This window comes from Mediterraneibacter sp. 210702-DFI.5.30 (genome assembly GCF_020560115.1).
Lineage (GTDB): Bacteria > Bacillota > Clostridia > Lachnospirales > Lachnospiraceae > Mediterraneibacter > Mediterraneibacter faecis.
On record NZ_JAJCME010000006.1, the window covers coordinates 174,758 to 197,065 of the forward strand.

The window sequence follows — 22,308 nt, forward strand, 5'->3', positions numbered from 1 at the left end:
TTATTTTGATAAGCTGTCAGCAATTTCGTAAACATAGAGTTCGTGAAGAGCTCTTGTTGCGCAAATATATTCCGCCTGATTTTTAAGCGGATTTTCTTTTGCACCGCGAAGTGCGAAAACCTGGTCAAATTCCAGCCCTTTTGCAAGATAAAATGTGGTTACTGTAAGTCCTTTCTTAAATGCGGAACTGTTACGATCTACATAAGATACGTTGATACCACGCAGTTTCAGGAGACGGCTTAAGTCAAAAGCTTCTTCTTCTGTTGTTGTGATCAGGGCAGCAGTTTCAAAGTCTCCCGGACATTTTAAATGACAGACAAGTTCATCAAGCAATTCCGTATCTGTGTTAAATGTCTTTTCTACGACTTCTTTTCCATGGCGGTCCAGTAACTCAAGATCAGATACTCCACTGACTTTTTCCGCATACCGGGCAATTTCTAATGTATTCCGGTAACTCTTTTTGATCTCAATCGTTCGGATTTCACGTCCAAGTAATTTGGGAAGAAATCTCAATACATCCTGTTGCTTTGTATCCAGTGTCTGTGCACGGTCTCCAAGAATAGTCATTCTACAATGAAACAAGGATTCCAGGATGGTGTATTGCAGATAAGTGTAGTCCTGCATTTCATCAATGACAAGATGCTTAATGTTCTTATGAGTTGAATTCCCACCGGAAAGACGATATTTCAGATAGAGCATAGGAAATACATCTTCATAAGGGAGCTTTCGTTTTTCGTACGGAACTTCCGGCAACAGATCACAACCACAGTCATCGAGCATCCAATTATAAATGGTGTAAATATCTTTCGTTGTGTACATCTTGTCGAACTTCATCTGAAGCATCTCCTGATCATCCTCTGAAATATTTCTGCCTTTCAGAGTTTCCCAGGAATCGATAAAATAGTCTTTTACAGCATCCATACGTTTCAATAACGGAGTCTCTGTGAATTTATAATAGAACAATTGGATCAAGTCTTCTTCTGTCAATGTCATTCCACGGAACTCAATTTCTTTGAATTCCATCAGACGATCTTCCAGAATCGCAAGGAAACCTTCTATTTCACCAATAAAATCTTTGGATTGTTTCCAGTCAAAACGATTCTGAGCTGATTCATCCGGAAACTTCATCCGACGTTCCAACTGATCATAACGATCCTCACAGTCTGCTGCGACACCTTTTCGAAGCTCTTTGTAGGCGTAGAGATCAAAACTCATCTCACGGATATTCTCTTCTCCTAATTCTGGAAGAATATGTGAGATATAATCTGCAAATACGCTGTTCGGTGAAAGAATCAGTATGTTGGATGATTTCAGAGTGTCGCGTTCATGATATAAAAGATATGCAATTCGGTGTAAAGCAATCGAAGTTTTTCCACTTCCGGCAGCTCCCTGGATTACAAGGATTCGATCTTTCGTATTTCGGATAATTGCATTCTGTTCTTTCTGGATCGTGCGGACGATATTTTTTAATTTTACATCACTGTTTGTTCCAAGTTCTTTTTTCAGAATATCGTCATCGATCTTTGTATCACTTTCAAAGGCATAGACAAGTTCTCCATTCTGAATCTTAAACTGCCATTTTGAAAGAATCTCTCCATCCAGTCTTCCGGCAGGAGCCTCATAGCTTGCAGGGCCTTTATCATAATCATAAAACAAACTGCTGACCGGAGCTCTCCAGTCGTAGATCAGAGGCTGCATGCCTGTTTTTTCGGCAAAATTTGCAATCCCGATATAAAACGGTTCTGGTTCGTCATCTCCATCATACATAAAATCGACACGTCCGAAAAAAGGTGCATCTAACATTTTCTCAAATCTATGTTTTAATTGCAGCTTCTCATTATTAGCGTTGACCTGATGCAGAAGTGCCTGCTGATTATCATAATCTTCGTAACCATATTCATCCATCTCCGTATAATTTTCCCAGTAATATTCCTGCATGTTATCAATCTCTTTCTGTCCATCAGAGAGAGACTGCCCTATTTCTTCCAGTCGTTTTTGTAACTTTATCTCAACATCTTTAAGGAAGCATCTTCCATCAAATCGATTGTCATTGCTGTTATAATTCGTCATATGTTTTATATTTCCCCCAAAATAGATTTTTGCTTCTTAGGTTTATTGAAATTTGCAAATATTTGGTTTATTATTTTACCATATCTTCGAACAGGTTGTCATCTAATTTGAGCAAAATTGCTGTACGTCACAAAAACTTTTCCGCTGTCTGCCTCAAATTATAACACGACAAATTCATTTTTAGTATATTAAAAATATCCTGACAAGCACAGAGTTTTCTGTATCCTGTCAGGATATTCTGTTTTCAAATTCTGATTTTCTCAAAGAAGCTTACGCTCCTAGGTACAATCTTCCTTCTATTATTTATTTCTCAGATATTCATCGATACCTTTGGCACCTGCTTTACCAGCTCCCATAGCAAGGATAACTGTAGCAGCTCCTGTAACAGCATCTCCACCGGCGAATACACCTTCTTTAGATGTCTGTCCATTCTCTTCCTCTGCAACGATACATTTTCTGCGGTTTGTCTCAAGTCCCTTTGTTGTAGAAGAGATCAGCGGGTTTGGTGATGTACCAAGAGACATGATAACTGTATCAACTTCGATGTCGTACTCAGAACCCTCAATCTCAACCGGACGTCTTCTTCCGGATGCATCTGGTTCGCCAAGTTCCATCTTGATCACTGTCATGCTTGTGATATTACCGTTCTCGTCAACGTTGATCTTCTTCGGATTAGTAAGAAGATCGAAGATGATTCCTTCTTCTTTTGCGTGATGAACTTCTTCAGCTCTTGCAGGAAGCTCTGCTTCACTTCTTCTGTATACTACATGAACTTCTGCGCCAAGACGAAGAGCTGTTCTTGCAGCATCCATAGCTACGTTACCACCACCAACAACAGCTACTTTCTTACCGGCAGCGATCGGTGTATCGTAATCCTCACGGAAAGCTTTCATCAGGTTACTTCTTGTCAGGTATTCATTTGCGGAGAATACTTCGTTTGCATTCTCTCCCGGAATTCCCATGAACATTGGAAGTCCGGCACCGGATCCGATGAATACTGCCTCGAATCCTTCTTCTTCCATCAGCTGATCGATTGTTGTGGATTTACCGATAACAACGTTTGTCTCGAATTTAACACCGAGCTCTTTTACTTTCTCGATCTCTTTTGCAACGACTTTCTGTTTTGGAAGACGGAACTCAGGAATACCATATACAAGTACTCCACCGAGTTCATGCAGAGCTTCAAATACTGTTACATCATATCCGAGTTTTGCAAGGTCTCCGGCACATGTAAGTCCGGACGGGCCAGAACCGATAACGGCTACTTTGTGACCGTTCATAGTCTCAGCGCCTTCTGGTTTGATATCGTTCTCAAGTGCATAATCAGCAACGAAACGCTCCAGTTTTCCGATAGAAACAGGTTCGCCTTTAATTCCACGGATACATTTTCCCTCACACTGGGATTCCTGTGGGCAAACACGTCCACAGATAGCCGGAAGTGCACTGGATTTACCAATGATCTTGTAAGCTTCTTCAATGTTTCCTTCTTTTACCTGATGGATAAATGCCGGAATGTTGATGGATACAGGACAACCCTGGATACATTTTGCATTCTTACAGTTAAGGCATCTTGTAGCCTCTTCCATTGCTTCTTCTTTGTTATAACCGAGACAAACTTCTTCAAAGTTTGTTGCACGTACTTTTGGATCCTGCTCTCTTACAGGTACTTTTTTCATCATATCAGCCATTATTCGTCACCTCCACAATGTCCGCATCCGCCGTGATGTGTATCGCCTTCCTGAAGCTTCAACATTGCGCGTCCTTCTTCAGATTTGTACATCTGGCTTCTCTTCATTGCCTGATCAAAGTCAACAAGGTGTCCGTCGAACTCTGGTCCGTCAACGCATGCAAATTTAATCTCATCTCCAACCTGAAGACGGCAGGCACCACACATACCTGTTCCGTCTACCATGATCGGGTTCATGCTGACGATAGTTGGAATCTCAAGTTTCTTTGTTAAGAGACAGACGAATTTCATCATAATCATCGGTCCGATCGCAACGCAGACATCGTATTTATTTCCGTTGTTTACAAGTTCTTCTACCATAGTTGTAACCATTCCGGCGTGTCCGTAGGAACCGTCATCTGTACATGGGTAGTAATTACCTGCAACAGCTTCCATCTGATCTTCAAGGATCAGCATATCTTTTGTCTTAGCACCAACGATAACATCAGCATCGATTCCGTGTGCTTTCAACCATTTTACCTGTGGGTAAACCGGAGCAGCCCCAACTCCACCGGCTACAAACAGCATCTTCTTATTCTTAAGGGACTCAAGGTCTTCATGAACAAACTCAGAAGCGCATCCAAGCGGACCTGTAAAGTCACGGAAACTGTCTCCTGCTTTAAGTTCCCCCATTTTCACTGTAGAAGCTCCAACTTCCTGGAAAACGATTGTGATTGTTCCTGCTTCTCTGTCATAATCACAGATTGTTAGCGGAATACGTTCGCCTTTCTCGTCCATTTTAACGATGACAAACTGACCAGGCTGACAGTGACTTGCTACACGTGGTGCATGAACATTCATCAGATAAATCTTATCAGCCAGTTTTTCAGCTTTTAATATCTTATACATGTTTCTCCTCCTTGTAAATAAATCGACGTTATTGTCTTCAAACATTGTGTAAACAATAACAACTCGCTCTTTGTTAATAATACGACACTTCAGCTATGAATTCAAGTAAAACATACGGGCAGATACACAATTTCATGCATCTACCCGTATTGTTTAAGACAAGTTTACAGCGTTATCTTATTTTATAAGAACACCGAAACCTTTATTAATTTTTGATTTTAGAAATCAACTTCTGTTCCGTAGTATGTACATGTAAGAAGTTTAGCCATAGCAGCCGGATCGATTGCACGTGGGTTGGATCCTGTACAGGCATCTCCTACAGCCAGTTCTGCAATCTTGTCAACTTTTTCTTTGAATTCTTCTTCATTGATTCCGAAGTCTTTCAGAGTCTTAGGAATGTTCAGTCTTACATTGAACTCATCAATCTTCTCAACAAGGCTGTTGATCAGAGCCTGCTCAGATGTTCCGGCAAGTCCCATTCTGCGTGCGATTTCAGCATAACGTTTTGCAGCTACAGCGTCTTTGGCGTTGTATTTGATAACGTATGGAAGGTAAATTGCGTTAGCACATCCGTGCGGAATATGTCCTGTAGAGAATGCAGCACCTGTTTTGTGAGCCATTGAATGAACGATACCAAGTAATGCATTAGAGAATGCCATTCCTGCAAGGCACTGTGCATAATGCATCTGCTCTCTTGCAACCATATCACATTTGTAAGATCCTGGCAGATAATCAAGAACCATCTCAATTGCCTGCAGTGCAAGTGGATCTGTGAAAGGTCCGTTCAGTGTGGATACATATGCTTCAATTGCATGTGTAAGAGCATCCATACCTGTATATGCAACCTGTTTAATCGGGAGTCCTGCAACAAGGTCAGGATCAACGATTGCAACATCCGGTGTGATGTTGAAGTCAGCCAGTGGATATTTCACACCAGTCTGATAGTTTGTGATAACTGAGAATGCTGTAACCTCTGTAGCTGTTCCTGAAGTTGTAGGAATTGCTGCAAATTTAGCTTTCTGTCTCAGTTCCGGGAAGCTGAATGGTGTGATCAGGTCTTCAAAGGAGATCTCCGGGTACTCATAGAATGCCCACATAGCTTTCGCTGCATCGATTGGTGATCCACCACCCATAGCAACGATCCAATCCGGCTCGAAAGCACGCATTGCTTCTGCACCTTTCATAACAGTCTCAACTGACGGATCTGGCTCAACACCTTCAAACAGCTGAACTTCCATTCCGCCTTCTTTCAGATAATTAACTGCTTTATCCAGGAATCCCTGACGTTTCATAGAACCGCCACCAACTACAAGAATGGCTTTCTTTCCTTTCAGGTTCTTCAGTTCTTCCAGACATCCTTTTCCATGATAAATGTCTCTTGGTAAGCAAAATCTACTCATAACAAATCTCTCCTTTTTTATGTAGTATTGTTATTTTTTTAACAGATATTATTATAACTCTGTATACGAAAAAAAGCAACCCTATTTTGGAAAATTTACATAACATTTTCCAAAATCAAGGTTACTTTCTAGTTACTTTACACAGTTTACTTAATATGTAGTAATATAGTTTCGTGTTGTTACTTCCGTTGCTTTTCCATTTTTATCGTTCACGAGAATTGCTGAAAAAGTTGTTTGTGAATTTTCTGGCATATCAATCGGGTCAGTATATTTCTCAGAGGATGCGGTTGGAGTTGAACCGTCCATCGTGTAGTATGCCGTATATCCATCCGGTACCGTAATCGTGATCTGAGTGGCTGTACTATATTGTCCGGTTGATGGAGAAACTGCCGGAGCGTCTACAAGTGGAAATTCAATGGAATATTTCGCACTGGAAACAGCACTTGGTATTCCCTTTTTATTAACAGCAATTGCACGGATCTCTGTGTCACCTTCGGACTGAAGCAAAACAGCTTCTTTGTATTCTGTACTTGACTCCGTCGGATCAGAACCATCTGTTGTATAATAAATCGTTCCGCCTGTAGCAGATGTTAATGTTACCTGCTGTACTTCATCATAGGTTCCTTCTTTCAAACTGAATTCAGGAGCAGATGAAACATAATCATTCATAGCAGATAATACATTCTTATCTTCACAATCCTGCAGGAGATCAGAAATCTTATTCGGCTGTTCTGTTTTCTCATAGAATTTTACTGCAGCTTTATAGAGATTTACATTCGACGGTTGTGTCTCCAGTGCGTTGAGATAGACGCTCTCTGCACTGTCCAGATCATCCTGGGCAACATAGATATTAGCAAGTCCGGTATAAGCCTCTGCCTTTGATTTATCCTTTATAATTGCTCTGTTAAAATAATTCTCTGCAGAAGTATAGTTACTATTCTGCAGTGCGGCATTCCCTTTTTTGATCATGCCTGTATAGGAATTCTGATATCCGATATAAATTCCGACACCAACCAGAAGAATGAGTAGGAAAAAAACCGTAAGTAATTTCTGGCGTTTTTTTCTGGCAGCTTCTTGTTTTTTGATCTGCTGCAGGCGTCTGCTTTCAGTAGATGTCCGGCGCAGATTCTCTGTTGACTGACGTGCATCCTGATAACGCTTTGCATCTGTTTTCTGACGTTGTCTTTGCGCTCTCTGGCGCCGTAGCTGCTCTCTTCGCTCTTCTCTTACTTTATCCAGTTCCGCCTGGCTTAAGACGCGTGTGGAATTAGGATTCGATCGTTGATTTTGCCGATTTCTGTTCTGTTGGTTTTGGCTCACATTCTGTCTTCGGACTACATCTGCCTGGATCTGACGTGTAGCCCCGGCTACTGAGCCTTTCACTTCGCGTGCGAGTACGTCTTCCAGAGGGTTATAATCTGGTACAATCTGTACTTCAGCACCGCATACGGGACAAATCAACTGATCGTCTGGTATATTTGCTCCGCAATGTGTACACCTCATTTACAAGTTCCTCCTACTTACGAACTGTTTCAACACAATTATTCATCAGCATCGCAATTGTCATTGGACCAACACCACCCGGTACCGGCGTGATTGCAGAAGAATGAGGTTCAACATCCGCAAAATCAACATCTCCGCAAAGATGGTTCGCTTCATCACGATGCATTCCTACATCGATGACAACAGCTCCCTCTTTGATATATTCAGATGTGATAAAACGCTCTTTTCCAATTGCAACAATCAGGATATCTGCTCGTTTTGCTACTTCTTTAAGATCTTTTGTTCGGGAATGTGCAACGGTTACAGTTCCATTTTCACGAAGCAAAAGGGCTGCCATTGGTTTACCGACGATATTGCTTCGTCCAATGATCACACATTCTTTTCCTTCAATCGAAATATTGGATCTTTTCAAAAGCTGAATGATTCCGGCCGGAGTACAGGATAAAAATCCTTTTTCTCCGATCCAGAGTCTTCCAACACTTACAGGATGGAATCCATCTACATCCTTATCCGGTGAAATCGTACGGATGATTTTATCTTCATCAATATGATCCGGTACCGGAAGCTGTACAAGAATTCCGTTTACGCTTTCATCTGCATTTAACTCTTCTACTAACTTGATCAGTTCTTCTTCCGAAGTCTCTTCCGGAAGTTCATATGATCTGGATTCTACCCCGATATAGGCGCATGCCTTTTTCTTGTTTCTGACATATACAGAAGAAGCCGGATCACTTCCCACTTGAATAACAGCAAGGCAAATATCAATGCCTTCTGCCTTAAACTGTGCTACTTCTTCTTTCAACTCATCTTTAATCTGCTGAGAGATTAATTTACCATCTATCAACTGTGCCATGTGTATCTCCTTAATTAATTATCTAACTCCATGAAAACAATTGGCATTGCCGGTCAAAAAATACTATGACCGGCAGTCAATCATAAAAAACTTTAGAAAAGTCCAGTGATCTTTCCGTCATCTGTAACGTCGATTCCGTTTGCAGCAGGAACTTTTGGAAGCCCAGGCATTGTCATAACAGCGCCCGTCAGTGCGACAACAAAACCGGCTCCTGCACTTACATATACCTCGCGGATATGAATATCAAAGTTTTCAGGTCTTCCAAGCTTTGTAGCGTCATCTGAAAGAGAATACTGATTCTTTGCCATACAGATCGGGAAAGAACCAAATCCCATAGATTCAATCTTGGCGAGCTGTTTCTCAGCTGCAGGTTCATATACAACATCATGTGCGCCGTAAATCTCCTGTGCGATTGTACGGATCTTGTCTTTCAGAGAAAGCTCATCATTATAAAGCGTATGGAAATCACTTTCTTTTGTCTCAAGTGTCTCAAGAACCTTCTGCGCAAGATCTACACCGCCTTCTCCGCCTTTCTCCCACACTTCTGAGAGGGCAAACTCGCATCCGCGTTCACGACAGAATTTTTCAATAAATGCATTTTCAGCATCCGTATCTGTTACAAATGAATTCAGTGTAACGATTACCGGTACACCGTATTTCTGAATATTTTCAATATGTTTCTCAAGATTTACAATACCTTTTGCAAGGGCATCCAGGTTCTCTTCTGCAAGGTCAGCCTTCGCAACGCCACCGTTATACTTTAATGCACGTACTGTTGCAACTAAAACTACTGCGTCTGGTTTCAGACCTGCCATACGGCATTTGATATCAAAGAATTTCTCAGCGCCAAGATCTGCACCAAATCCGGCTTCTGTGACAGTGATGTCACTTAACTTCAGAGCCATCTTTGTTGCACGTACACTATTGCAGCCATGTGCAATGTTTGCAAATGGACCACCATGTACTAATGCCGGTGTATGCTCAAGTGTCTGGATCAGGTTTGGCTTGATCGCATCTTTCAGAAGTGCAGCCATAGCGCCTGTTGCCTGAAGATCATCTGCTGTAACAGGTTCTCCTTTGAAATTGTAAGCAACAATGATTCTTCCAAGTCTGCGCTTAAGATCAGCAAGATCATCTGCCAGACAGAGGATTGCCATGATCTCAGATGCCACTGTAATGACAAAATGATCTTCACGGACCATACCGTCTGTTTTGCGTCCAAGTCCGACAACAATATTTCTGAGAACACGATCATTCATATCGACACAACGTTTCCATACAACCTGTCTTGGATCAATACCAAGTGTATTTCCCTGCTGGATATGATTATCGAGCATTGCTGCAAGAAGGTTGTTTGCTGAAGTGATCGCATGAAAATCTCCTGTAAAATGCAGGTTCAGATCTTCCATAGGAACGACCTGGGCATATCCGCCACCGGCTGCTCCACCTTTGATTCCGAAACATGGCCCGAGAGATGGCTCGCGAAGTGCGATCATTGCTTTTTTTCCAAGTTTTGCAAATGCCTGTCCGAGACCTACAGATATTGTAGTCTTACCCTCTCCGGCCGGAGTAGGATTGATTGCTGTTACAAGTACAAGCTTTCCATCCTCGTTATCTTTGATTCTGTTCCAGAGTTCATCGGAAAGTTTTGCCTTATATTTTCCATAAAATTCAAGTTCATCTTCTGAAATACCGGCCTGTACCGCTACCTCTTTGATGTGTTTCATTTCTGCTTCCTGTGCAATCTGAATATCTGTTTTCATCTTTCCCTCTCCTTTGTATCACTTTTGGTGTTTTTAGATTTTACGAAGTCTGATTCTGCATATATTCTGCAAATTCTTCTTTTGTCATAAGCACTTTTCTTGGTTTTGTTCCTTCCTCCGGACCTACAACACCGGCTTCACATAGCTGATCCATAATTCTGGCAGCACGGTTGAAACCAATCTTGAACATCCTCTGAAGCATACCAATCGATGCTTTTTCCTTGTCGATGATCAGATTCCCTGCATCTGCAAAATAGACATCCCTGCTGTTCTCGCTGTCCTGTTGTCCCGGAAGCATCCCCTGCCCCGGAAGATCTGCGCTGCTCGAAATCTGTTCTTCTAGTTCATTACTGTACGAGGTATTTCCGTTCTTGTCAATCAAATAATCAACAACTTTTTGAACTTCTTCGTCCGAGACGAAAGATCCCTGCACCCTGACAGGTTTTGGATATCCGGATGGATAAAAGAGCATGTCTCCCTTTCCCAGGAGCTTTTCGGCACCATTCATGTCGATAATTGTCCTTGAATCGACACCTGATGATACAGAAAAAGCAATTCGGGAAGGCATGTTTGCTTTGATCAATCCGGTAATAACATTTACAGATGGTCTCTGTGTTGCAAGAATCAAATGAAGTCCCGCTGCTCTGGCCAACTGTGCCAGACGACAGATAGCACCTTCTACTTCTCCCGGAGCAACCATCATAAGATCAGCAAGCTCGTCAATGATAATTACAATCTGAGGAAGCTTTTTCTGAATCTCCGGTCCGGTTTCCCCATGTTTGACCTTTTCATTAAAGCCCTTTAAATCACGTACATTGTACTGTGCAAAAAGTTTGTAACGCTTTTCCATCTCAGCAACTGCCCAGTTCAAAGCACCTGCCGCCTTCTTCATATCTGTGACAACCGGAATCATCAGATGTGGAATTCCGTTATATACACTTAGTTCCACAACTTTTGGATCGACAAGGATCAGTTTAACATCATCAGGATCTGCCTTATAAATAACACTCATGATCAGAGTGTTGATGCAGACAGATTTACCGGATCCCGTTGCACCTGCAACAAGAAGATGCGGCATCTTGGCAATGTCAGTCACAACAACCTTTCCGGCAATATCTTTACCAACTGCAAATGAAATTGGCGATTTACTGTTTTTGAACTCTTTTGACTCCAGCAGATCTCCCAGCATAACCGCTGTATTTTCACTGTTCGGAACTTCGATACCGACCGCGGCTTTACCAGGGATTGGAGCTTCAATTCTCAGATCTGCAACTGCAAGATTTAGCTTGATATCATCTGCAAGTCCAACAATCCGGCTTACTTTTACGCCCTGTTCCGGTTGAAGTTCATATCTTGTAACAGATGGACCACAGCTTGCGTTTGTTACATGTACTCCAACTCCAAAATTCTGTAGTGTCTGTTCCAGTTTTAAAGCCGTGGCACGAAGGTGTTCATCCGAATCACCGCCGCCTTTCTTCCCCTTCTTTAACAGATTCAGCGGAGGTGTATGATAAACCGGCCGTGGTTTTTGCTCCTGTTCCCGTATGGTCTGTTCTACACTGGCTGTCTCTGCGGCAACCGCCTGCGCGTCTTTTTTGCTGCTTTTTCTGGAATGCTCCTGTTTTATCTCCGGGCTATTTTCAATCATAGGGTCCGCAGCCGGATCATGTTCAGAACTCATCTCGTTTTCTTGTCGGGAAGCGGATGTCTGTACCGGTTCAAGGTGCAGTGCATCGTCAAACGGAATCTCTTCCTGTACATCCATTGCCGGTTCTGCTCTGTTAATGACAAAATGATCTTCAAAGGAATCCGTCAGATCTTTTGAATCCGGCTCTTTCTCCGGGACAAGTTCTGTCATTTCAGGTGATTTTGGAGTCCGCCCAAAGCCACCAACAGGTGATTCTTCCTCTGAAAGAAGCGTTGTGGCGAACGTAATACCTGATGCTTTAAGGTCTGTCCGCTTTGTGCGTTTCTTTTTCTCACTTGGAGAAGATGCATCTGCCTGTGAAGTTTCGACTTTTTCTCTTTGCTTCAACGCAAGTGCCTCTTTGCGGGCATCCCGCTCCAGTGTACGGATCTCAGCAGTTTCCTGATGTTTCCGTTTCACTTCCTGGTAAGCTTTCTTTCCATGTCTTCCAAGTGGAGCTAATAAAGAACGTTCTGTTACCAGAATGATACAAATGATTGAGAAAATGATCAAAATAACATAAGTACCTGCTTCTCCAATCAGTGGACATAAAATACTGATCAGAATTCCGCCAAGTAATCCACCCGCATTTTTATCAGCACTGGAATCTTTGTAGTAAGATAAAACAGATGTCCCGGCAGTATATGGATGAAACATCAATTCTAAAATTCCACAAAGGAGAATGACCAGAACAATTGCGGCACCTACTTTTATGTAAGCATGAGGATTTCCTTTATTGGAAATATAAAAAGCAACTGCTCCGAAAAAAACAAATGGAAATAAATATGCCATTGCTCCTACAAGTCCAAATCCTACAGAAGAAATTGCTCCTCCCGCTATGCCACCCATACCAAAATTACTCAGGATAAGAAGGATGCAGATGGCAAGGGAACCCAATAGAAGAATCTCTGAACGGATTTCCTGACTTTGTGCTGTATTTATATGATTTGAAGTTCTTTTTGTCTTACTGCCAGAACTTTTCTTTGTGGAGGCAGAAGCTTTTTTTGCTGTCGATGTTTTCTTAGTTGTTGCATTTTTTGCTGCTTTCGCTGTGTTGTTCGTAGAACTTTTTTTCGTGTTTGTAGATTTTGCAGCCATCTGATTCCCCCTTAATTATTATACCATTGTACTGATTCAATCAAACGATAGATTGAATACATACTATTTCAAGTATAACATCAATTAAAATTCATGTCATTACAAAATTTCTTTGATCAGATGCCATTTTTTTGTTCTATATTTACATTTCCGAAGGTTTTTCCCGTTTTTCATCAATCAATTCATAGAGTTTTTTAAATGCCTGGTGAATGCCTCCGACTTCGTCGATGATCCCTTCTCTTACAGCTTCTTCTCCTTCTAACAGTGTTCCTACATCTTTTACAAGCTGCGTAGGGTTCAACATCAGATCAACAAGACGTTTTTCTGTGATTTTAGAGTGTGCAGCAATAAATCTGGCAATTCTGTCCTGTGTACGTTCCATATTTCTCAGACTCTGTGTCACACCGATAAAAGTACCGTTTGAACGAACCGGATGAACAACCATGGTTCCTGTCGGTACAATAAAGGAATAATCTGCAGAAACAGCAAGAGGACCGCCAATAGAATGACTTCCACCAAGGACAAGAGAAACGGTTGGTTTTCCCAAAGAAGCTATCATTTCCGCAATTGCAAGTCCAGCTTCCACATCTCCACCCAGTGTATTTAATAAAATAAGAACCCCCTCTACTTCATCGCTTTCTTCAGCTTCAGCCAGTTGTGGAAGTAAATGTTCGTACTTTGTTGCTTTGGTATTATTTGATACTGTTTCATGTCCTTCAATTTCACCTATAATTGTCAGAAGACGAATTTTGTAATTCTTTTTATTTTCATTTAACATTAACGCACCAAATTCTTTGATTTCATCTGATTTTTGCTTTTTTTCCTCGCTCATATAAATATGCCTCCTGTTGAAAGTAAATAAATACTATTACTAGAATGCACAGAATACGGGGAAATATGTATTGTATCCAATTCCGCATATCAATCTCCACAATTTAAGCAAAAGAGCTAATTACTGTTTAAAACCTGCAATTCGGATACAAAAAACAGGAGATATGGATACAAAATCATGGGAATCCATACCTCCTGAATCATATGTTATTTATATTAATCTTCCAGTGCCTGTTCTACATCGGCAATCAGATCTTCAATATTCTCAATTCCAAGACTGAAACGAATCAGATCTGGCTGTACACCTGCTTCCAACAGTTCCTGCTCATTCATCTGTCTGTGTGTATGACTTGCAGGATGAAGTACGCAGCTTCTTGCGTCTGCTACATGAGTTACAATCGCAACCAGTTTCAGTTTGTCCATCATCTTAACTGCTGCTTCTCTTCCGCCCTTTAATCCAAAAGTAATAACACCGCATGTTCCATCCGGCATATATTTCTGAACGAGGTCATAATCTTTACTTCCCGGAAGTGACGGACAGTTAACCCATGCTACTTTCTCATGTCCCTGGAGATACTGAGCCATCTTTACAGCGTTCTCACAATGTCTTGGCATTCTCAAATGAAGACTCTCGAGTCCAAGGTTCAGAAGAAATGCATTCTGTGGAGACTGGATCGATCCAAGATCTCTCATCAGCTGTGATGTTGCTTTTGTTATATAAGCAGCTTTACCAAACTTTTCTGTGTATACAATTCCGTGATAAGTCTCATCCGGTGTTGTAAGTCCGGCAAACTTGTCTCCGTAAGCAGCCCAGTCAAAGTTACCGCTATCAACGATTGCACCGCCAACACAGGCTGCATGTCCATCCATGTATTTTGTAGTTGAATGAGTAACAATATCTGCACCCCATTCAAAAGGACGACAGTTAATCGGTGTTGCAAATGTATTATCTACGATTAACGGAACATGATGTGCATGTGCAGCTTTTGCAAATTTCTCAAAATCAAAAACAGTCAATGCCGGATTGGCAATCGTCTCTCCAAAAACAGCTTTCGTATTCTCCTGAAATGCCGCATTCAGTTCTTCCTCTGTGCAGTCTGGGTCTACGAAAGTTGCTTTCACACCCATTTTACGGATTGTGTGAGCAAACAGATTGTATGTACCGCCATACAAGGCAGATGCGCATACGATATGATCACCTTCTTCAGCAATATTCATAATCGCATAAAAGTTTGCTGCCTGTCCGGAAGAAGTCAGCATTGCTGCTACTCCACCCTCCATATCACAGATCTTTGCTGCTACTGCATCATTCGTCGGATTCTGAAGTCTTGTATAAAAATATCCGGACTCTTCAAGATCAAAAAGTCTTCCCATCTGATCACTGCTGGTGTAACGGAATGTTGTGCTTTGTATGATCGGGAGCACACGTGGTTCACCGTTTCCCGGATTGTAACCGGACTGTACACATTTAGTTTCCATCTTGTAATTACTCATCATTGTCCCCCATTTCTTATAACTGATTATTCGTTCCAGTTATGGTATACGTCCTGAACATCATCATCTTCATCAAGAAGATCAAGTGTTTTCTGGATGTTTTTAATATCTTCTTCTTTTGTAAGATCAACATATGTCTGTGGAATCATTGTAACTTCAGCAGAAACCATAGGGATTCCGGCTTCTTCCATCTTCAGACGAACATCACTGAAGTCTTCCGGTGCTGTTAATACTTCGTAGCTGTCTTCTTCTTCGTTAAAGTCTTCAGCACCTGCATCAAGTACAGTCATCATAAGATCATCAGAGTCCATATCGCACTCTTCTTTATCAATAATGATCTGTCCTTTTTCATCGAACATGAAAGATACACATCCAGGTGTTCCTACGTTTCCGCATCCCTTTGTAAATGCATTTCTTACATTGGAAGCTGTACGGTTCTTGTTATCTGTAAGAGTCTTAACGATAATAGCGGTTCCGTTCGGTCCATATCCTTCATATGTAATACGCTCATAGTTATCAGCAGTTCCTTCTCCGGCAGCTTTTTTGATATTTCTCTCGATTGTATCATTCGGCATGTTGTTTGCTTTTGCTTTTGCAATAACATCACGAAGTCTGCTGTTGTTTGTCGGATCAGCACTTCCACCTTCCTTAACAGCAATTGCAAGTTCACGTCCGATCTTTGTAAAAATCTTTCCTTTCGCTGCATCATTCTTTTCTTTCTTATGCTTGATATTCGCAAATTTAGAATGTCCTGACATATTCTGATTCTCCTTTTCTATTGTATCAATGTATTTTATATAAATTCATTTGCATTCACAGATACACACTAAGTTCTGTAAAGCACTATCCTTATGATTTTACCACGCTTTTTTTGTTCTGTAAAGAATTTGGTTGGATTTATGTAGTAAGATCCAGACTGATTCTTATTGCTTGGTCAATTTTTTTCATTCGTTCCTGATCGATATGACAGACATATTCTCTCAGTCTTTTCTTGTCAATTGTACGGATCTGTTCCAGCAGAATGACTGAATTTTTCATAATATTATAATCATTTGTACAGATTTCAATATGTGTCGGCAATTTTGCCTTATTCATCTTCGACGTAATTGCGGCACAGATGATGGTTGGACTATGTCTGTTGCCTATGTTATTCTGTATTATAAGTACCGGCCGGATTCCACCTTGTTCGGAACCAACGACAGGACTAAGATCTGCGTAATAAATGTCGCCCCGCTTAATTATCAATTCATTCACACTCCGATATTCCAGTTACTTTTCGTATTTGTTCTCTGATTCTTCTCAGAACCTTTTGTTTTTCTTCTAAGAACATACTAAAGTATCTCCGGTTTTATCGGATGTATGCATATCAACCAGATTCTTTCAATTATTCCGGTTATTCGAAATAATCAATCTGTTTTACGATCGTACCGTTTTTATAATACTCTCTCGGAACACGCTTGCTCAGATCACAGACAAATTCGTAATTGAATCTTCCACTCAGATCAGAAAGATCTTCTACACGGATAATTGCATCCTTGTCTTTTCCGACCAAAGTAACCGGATCCATGAATTTTGCTTCCGGAATCTCTGTTACATCTACCATAAACTGATCCATGCAGACTCTTCCTACAATATCTGCACGTTTTCCATGGATAAGAACATAGCCTTTATTTGAAAGGGAACGCGGATATCCGTCACCGTATCCGACAGGAATCGTAGCGATCCGCATCTTCTTTGGCGCGACGAAAGTTCCACCGTAACTGATGGAAGTTCCTTTTTCCACATCCTTTACAAAGCTGATATGGCTGATTAATTCCAGTGCCGGTTTCAGGTCAACAGCATCTTTTTTCACTTCATCTGACGGATACATTCCATAAATAGAGATTCCGGCTCTGGCAAGATCATGCTTCATATCTGGAAAATCAATAATTCCGGCACTGTTATCACAATCATAATAGGAGATCTGGACTCCATTTTTTTCTAACTGTTCTTTCATCCAGAGGAATTTTTCATGTTGGGTAAATGTATAAGACTTGTCAAATTCATCTGCCTTTGCAAAGTGTGTGAACATTCCTTCCATTTTAATATTAGGAAGTTTGCTGATTCTGGAAATTGTCTCAACACTCTCTTTGCTTACTTTGAATCCAATTCGTCCCATTCCTGTATCGATTTTTATGTGAAGAAATGCGGTCTTTCCTGACCTTACGGCAGCATCAGCCATTCCCTTGGCCATCTCTTCTGTATAAACTGCTGCACGGATTTCTTTTTCAACCATTTCTTCATACTCATCAGGAAAAACACAGCCAAGAATCAAGATTGGTTTCTTGATTCCATGTGCTCTTAAAGTTCTTGCTTCTCCCATGCATGCTACAGCGTAACCCCAGATATAAGGCGTTTCCTCAAACATTTCCGCAAGAGGAACTGCTCCGTGTCCGTATGCATCCGTCTTGATAACAGCTATTAAACGTCCCTCCTGACCAATGCGATTTTTCATCTGTTCCATATTATATGCAATTGCGTCCAGATTGATCCGGGCACATACTCTGTTATACTGTTTCATAATTTATCTGCACTCCTTTGCATTCTTCATTGCATCGGCCATGCCCTGAATTAGGTCTCTGGCTAATACGCTGTAACTTCCTTTGCTCTTTTTCGCTTCATCTCCACCACAGGCATGTAGGAAAACTCCCACAGTAGTGGCTTCAAATGGTGCCATATGCTGTGCAAGAAGTCCTGCAATCGTTCCGGCGAGAACGTCTCCGGAACCACCTTTTGCCATAGAGTTATTACCAGCGAGATTTACAAATCTCTGCCGATTTGTCTGTGCGACAACAGTACGACTGTCTTTTAACACACAGATTATGGATGATTTTGTATCCGGTCCGGATTGTTTTATGATCTGATCAAGTGCCTGGAAGCGATCTTCCATGATCGTATCAATACTCCATCCGGTCAGCCTTGACATTTCTTTCATATGTGGAGTTAAAATCACAGGTGCACAACATTGATTTAATAACTCTATATTCCTGCTCAGTAAATTAAGTCCATCGGCATCTATGACACATGGACAAGATACATTTTTCAATACATTTTTCAATATCTTTTCGGAAATCTGTCCCATTCCAAGTCCACAGCCAATACAAACCACATCAGCCCAGTCAAGAAGATGAGACAGTTGACTGTCATCATAAGAATCATAGCAGGATATGATTGCCTCCGGAAGAAGTTCCTGCAGTGCCAGACGGTTTTCACTTGCTGTATAAATCTGTACTAGACCGGCACCAACTGTATAGGCAGCACAGGCAGAAAGAAATGCAGCACCAGCCATCCCGGGACTTCCGGTGATCATAAGAACTTTTCCATAACTTCCCTTGTGCGAATTCATCATTCTCGAAGGAAGAAGTTTTTCAAGATCATTTTTGTCAAAGGTATAACAAACATCCAGGCGATTCGAAAAATATTTCGGATCAATTCCAATCGCAACCGGAATGCTCTCTCCTGCATACGACTTGCCAGGGAAAAGCTCACAGCCTAATTTTACACATGCCATACATACTGTAAGGTCGGCTCGAAATGCTGTCCCAAGAATCTTTCCTGTTGCAGCACAGATTCCGGATGGAATATCAACAGCAACTTTTTCTGCATCCTGAAGATTCATCCAGTCAATCACATCTTTATAATGTTCTGTGATTTCACGGCAGAGTCCAACACCAAATACAGCATCAATTATTACAGTATATTCTTCATCCGGGAATTCTGTGAATACAGAAATCCCCATATTTTCTACAATCTGTTTCTGACATCGACATTCTTCACTTAAAGAAGCTTCTTTCCCTGCAAATAGTACATCTGCATGCTTTCCCTGTTCGGTTAAGAGCCTTGCTACTGCAAATCCGTCGCCACCATTGTTGCCGCTTCCACAAACAATCAGACTTTTTTCTGTGGAAATATTTTTCTTATGCATTGTCTCGACAATCTGAAGTGCTGCACGTTCCATAAGTACAAGGGATGGAATCCCAATTTCATGAATTGTGTGTGCATCAGCTTCACTCATCTGCTTCCCATTTGGAAGATATCTCATGCTTATCGCCTGACCTTTCTAACATTATTAATTCCTTTTAACATGAACAGATGCTGCGAAACCTCCTTTTGTCAGTTGGTCCCACAGCATCCTTGCAGCTTTGCTAGATTCTATTCTTTATCCTGCTGACAAAGGTTGTAAGATAACTTCATCAGTGTGTCAGATAAATGTACGTTCTCAACGACCACATCCTTTGGAAGGGAAAGGTCTGTATGTGCAAAATTCCAAATTCCCTTCACACCGTTATCTACCAGAATATCAGCCACTTCAATTGCTTTTGATTTTGGAAGTGTCAGTGCAGCAATTTCAATGTCATTATTCTTAAGAAAATCTTCCAGTTCATCAACCATACGCACAGGAATCCCCCTGATCGTTACGCCTTCCAGTCGAGGATTCACATCGAAAAGACTTTTCAGAATAAATCCGCTTCTTTCGAAGGAAGCATAGTTTGCCAGTGCCTGTCCTAAATTACCGGCACCAATGATAATAAAATTATGACATCTATCCAATCCTAAGATCTTTCCAATCTCTGTATAAAGATATTTCACATTGTATCCGTACCCCTGCTGGCCGAATCCACCGAAATTATTCAGATCCTGACGTATCTGTGAAGCCGTTACATGCATCTTCTTACTCAAGTCACTGGATGAAATTCTCTCTACGCCAGCCTCCAGCAGATCTCCCAGATATCTGTAGTACCTCGGAAGTCTGGAAATGACTGCGCGTGATATCTTTCTTTGTTCCAATTTTTAGCCCTCCACTCTTAAACTACTCTTTATTATATAAAAGAGTTAAAGTTCTGTCAAACTTTTGTTTTGCAAAAACCTTTAAAATCCATATATTTTCCTTGTATTTTCGACATTTTTCTATATAATGATAATGTTAGAAGTCAAAAAACGAGGTGAAAATATATGATACTCGCATGTCACAATATAGAAAAAGCGTTTGGGGAACGCGAAATTGTACGAGACGGCTCCTTTCATATTGAAGATCGTGAGAAAGCTGCTCTTGTCGGTGTGAACGGCGCCGGGAAATCAACAATCCTTAAGATGATCATCGGAGAAGAACCTCTTGATGGTGGAGATGTTATTCTCGCGAAAGGAAAGACACTCGGTTATCTTGCGCAGCGTCAGGATTTAAAATCCGGAAATACCATTTATGAGGAAGTAAAAAGTGCAAAGGCGGATATTTTTGCAATGGAAGCTCAGATTCGTTCCATTGAACATGAACTGAAGCATCTGGAGGGTGAGGAATTGCAGAGCCGCCTGGAGACCTACAATCGTCTACAGTCTGAATTTGATGCAAGAAACGGTTATGCCTGTGAAAGTGAGATTACAGGTGTATTAAAGGGACTTGGGTTTACGGAAGACGATTTTAATAAACAGACAGATACACTTTCAGGAGGTCAGAAGACCCGTGTTTCTCTCGGAAAATTACTGCTTACAAGTCCGGATATCCTCCTGCTTGATGAGCCGACAAACCACCTGGATCTGAATTCCATTGCCTGGCTGGAAACATATCTGATCAATTATTCCGGAGCGGTATTTATCGTCTCCCATGACCGTTATTTCCTGAATCGTGTTGTCACAAAAGTTGTTGAGATTGACAATGCACAGGTTCGCATGTACCTTGGAAATTATAAAGATTATGCAATGAAAAAACAGCAGATCCGAGATGCACAGCTGAAAGAATACATGAATCAGCAGCGTGAGATCAAACATCAGCAGGCTGTTATTGATAAATTAAAGTCTTTCAATCGTGAAAAATCAATCAAACGTGCAGAGAGTCGTGAGAAAATGCTTGACAGGATTACGCCATTGGACAAACCGGTTGACAGTACGAAAGAAATGCATTTTACGCTGGAACCATCGCAGATCAGCGGAAATGATGTTCTTACAGTGGAACATCTCTCAAAGCAATTTGACAGTCAGGTTCTCTTCAGTGATATCAGTTTTGAAATCAAACGTGGCGAACATGTCGCTGTGATTGGTGATAACGGAACCGGAAAGACAACACTTTTAAAGATCATTAATCAGGTTATCGCAGCGGATCAGGGCGAATTCACACTTGGATCCAAAGTGACGATTGGTTATTACGACCAGGAACATCACGTACTTCATGATGATAAGACCATTTTTGATGAGATTTCTGATGACTATCCTGATCTTACCAATACACAGATCAGAAATACACTCGCTGCATTCCAGTTTACCGGAGATGAAGTGTTCAAAGAAATTCATACGTTAAGCGGTGGAGAAAAAGGCCGCGTATCACTTGCCAAACTTATGCTTTCGGAAGCAAATTTTCTAATCCTTGATGAGCCAACCAACCATCTGGATATTACTTCCAAAGAAATTCTGGAAGAAGCATTAAATAACTACAGCGGAACGATACTTTATGTATCCCATGACCGTTATTTTATCAATCAGACCGCCTCCCGGATCCTTGAACTGGTGAATCAGACATTTGTTAATTACATCGGAAACTACGATTATTATCTGGAGAAAAAAGAAGCACTGACACTTGCTTATGCTTCTGGAAATGAAACAAATGCAGAAAATGTATCCAATTCAGGCAATTCTGCTGCATCCACTCCTGCTTCGGATTCAAAATTAAGCTGGCAGGAACAGAAGGAACAGCAGGCACGTGAACGTAAACGGAAAAATGAGTTGAAGAAAACAGAGGAAGAAATTGCAAAACTTGAAGATCGCAACACAGAGATTGACGAGGAACTGACGAAAGAGGAAGTTTATTCGAACTCTATTGAGTGCCAGAAACTTTCAACAGAACGCGCTGCAAATGAAGCAAGATTAGAAGAATTGTATGAATTGTGGGAAGAATTAGCAGAATAATGAATCTGCATAACAGTAATCGCCTGACAGCTACTATTTATGGTAACTGTCAGGCGATTTGTTTTAAGATTACATTTTCAAATTTAGTCAAACTCGAATTG

At 41.2% G+C, this 22,308-nt stretch carries 16 protein-coding genes; 1 reads left to right on the forward strand and 15 read right to left on the reverse strand.

What is annotated here, in order from left to right; translation table 11 throughout:
• From LI126_RS08550 to LI126_RS08620, 15 genes are all read right to left on the reverse strand, one after another.
• Positions 1-2,070, reverse strand: coding sequence for a HelD family protein (locus LI126_RS08550; RefSeq protein WP_227165206.1), 2,070 nt, complete (start codon positions 2,068-2,070; stop codon positions 1-3).
• Positions 2,071-2,369: 299 nt separating this feature from the next.
• The gene (gene gltA, locus LI126_RS08555) at positions 2,370-3,758 is read right to left on the reverse strand and encodes an NADPH-dependent glutamate synthase (protein WP_227165207.1); all 1,389 of its coding nucleotides are present in this window, start codon (positions 3,756-3,758) and stop codon (positions 2,370-2,372) included.
• On the reverse strand, positions 3,758-4,645 hold the full coding sequence (locus tag LI126_RS08560; RefSeq protein WP_015529271.1) for a sulfide/dihydroorotate dehydrogenase-like FAD/NAD-binding protein: 888 nt from the start codon (positions 4,643-4,645) through the stop codon (positions 3,758-3,760). The genes gltA and LI126_RS08560 overlap by 1 nt, the downstream gene beginning before the upstream one ends.
• A 218-nt stretch (positions 4,646-4,863) precedes the next feature.
• The gene (locus LI126_RS08565; RefSeq protein ID WP_227165208.1) at positions 4,864-6,045 is read right to left on the reverse strand and encodes an iron-containing alcohol dehydrogenase; all 1,182 of its coding nucleotides are present in this window, start codon (positions 6,043-6,045) and stop codon (positions 4,864-4,866) included.
• 150 nt (positions 6,046-6,195) lie between these two features.
• Complete coding sequence (locus LI126_RS08570; RefSeq protein ID WP_020437032.1) at positions 6,196-7,548, reverse strand: chitobiase/beta-hexosaminidase C-terminal domain-containing protein; 1,353 nt, start codon at positions 7,546-7,548, stop codon at positions 6,196-6,198.
• A 13-nt stretch (positions 7,549-7,561) separates the two neighbouring features.
• Positions 7,562-8,401 carry a bifunctional methylenetetrahydrofolate dehydrogenase/methenyltetrahydrofolate cyclohydrolase FolD gene (gene folD / locus LI126_RS08575; protein WP_055163161.1) on the reverse strand — a complete coding sequence of 280 codons (840 nt, stop codon included), beginning with the start codon at positions 8,399-8,401 and terminating at the stop codon, positions 7,562-7,564.
• Between the two features lie 92 nt (positions 8,402-8,493).
• On the reverse strand, positions 8,494-10,164 hold the full coding sequence (locus LI126_RS08580) for a formate--tetrahydrofolate ligase (RefSeq protein WP_227165209.1): 1,671 nt from the start codon (positions 10,162-10,164) through the stop codon (positions 8,494-8,496).
• Between the two features lie 40 nt (positions 10,165-10,204).
• Positions 10,205-12,949 carry an FtsK/SpoIIIE family DNA translocase gene (locus LI126_RS08585; RefSeq protein WP_081021325.1) on the reverse strand — a complete coding sequence of 915 codons (2,745 nt, stop codon included), beginning with the start codon at positions 12,947-12,949 and terminating at the stop codon, positions 10,205-10,207.
• Positions 12,950-13,091: 142 nt separating this feature from the next.
• On the reverse strand, positions 13,092-13,781 hold the full coding sequence (locus tag LI126_RS08590) for a ClpP family protease (RefSeq protein ID WP_020437035.1): 690 nt from the start codon (positions 13,779-13,781) through the stop codon (positions 13,092-13,094).
• 215 nt (positions 13,782-13,996) lie between these two features.
• Positions 13,997-15,274 (reverse strand): O-acetylhomoserine aminocarboxypropyltransferase/cysteine synthase family protein, encoded by a 1,278-nt coding sequence (locus LI126_RS08595; RefSeq protein ID WP_055172488.1) that lies wholly within the window; start codon positions 15,272-15,274, stop codon positions 13,997-13,999.
• A 26-nt stretch (positions 15,275-15,300) separates the two neighbouring features.
• Positions 15,301-16,032: a YebC/PmpR family DNA-binding transcriptional regulator gene (locus LI126_RS08600; protein ID WP_020437037.1), complete on the reverse strand. Its 732-nt coding sequence runs from the start codon at positions 16,030-16,032 to the stop codon at positions 15,301-15,303.
• A 139-nt stretch (positions 16,033-16,171) separates the two neighbouring features.
• Positions 16,172-16,519, reverse strand: coding sequence for a type II toxin-antitoxin system PemK/MazF family toxin (locus LI126_RS08605; RefSeq protein WP_020437038.1), 348 nt, complete (start codon positions 16,517-16,519; stop codon positions 16,172-16,174).
• 148 nt (positions 16,520-16,667) lie between these two features.
• Positions 16,668-17,834, reverse strand: a complete 1,167-nt coding sequence (gene alr / locus LI126_RS08610) for an alanine racemase (protein WP_117497045.1) — start codon at positions 17,832-17,834, stop codon at positions 16,668-16,670.
• Positions 17,835-17,837: 3 nt separating this feature from the next.
• Complete coding sequence (locus tag LI126_RS08615; RefSeq protein WP_227165210.1) at positions 17,838-19,355, reverse strand: NAD(P)H-hydrate dehydratase; 1,518 nt, start codon at positions 19,353-19,355, stop codon at positions 17,838-17,840.
• A 110-nt stretch (positions 19,356-19,465) separates the two neighbouring features.
• On the reverse strand, positions 19,466-20,101 hold the full coding sequence (locus tag LI126_RS08620) for a redox-sensing transcriptional repressor Rex (protein ID WP_020437041.1): 636 nt from the start codon (positions 20,099-20,101) through the stop codon (positions 19,466-19,468).
• Positions 20,102-20,266: 165 nt separating this feature from the next.
• Between LI126_RS08620 and abc-f the strand changes: the two genes are divergently transcribed.
• The gene (abc-f, locus tag LI126_RS08625) at positions 20,267-22,207 is read left to right on the forward strand and encodes a ribosomal protection-like ABC-F family protein (RefSeq protein WP_227165211.1); all 1,941 of its coding nucleotides are present in this window, start codon (positions 20,267-20,269) and stop codon (positions 22,205-22,207) included.
• The last annotated feature ends 101 nt before the right edge of the window (positions 22,208-22,308 follow it).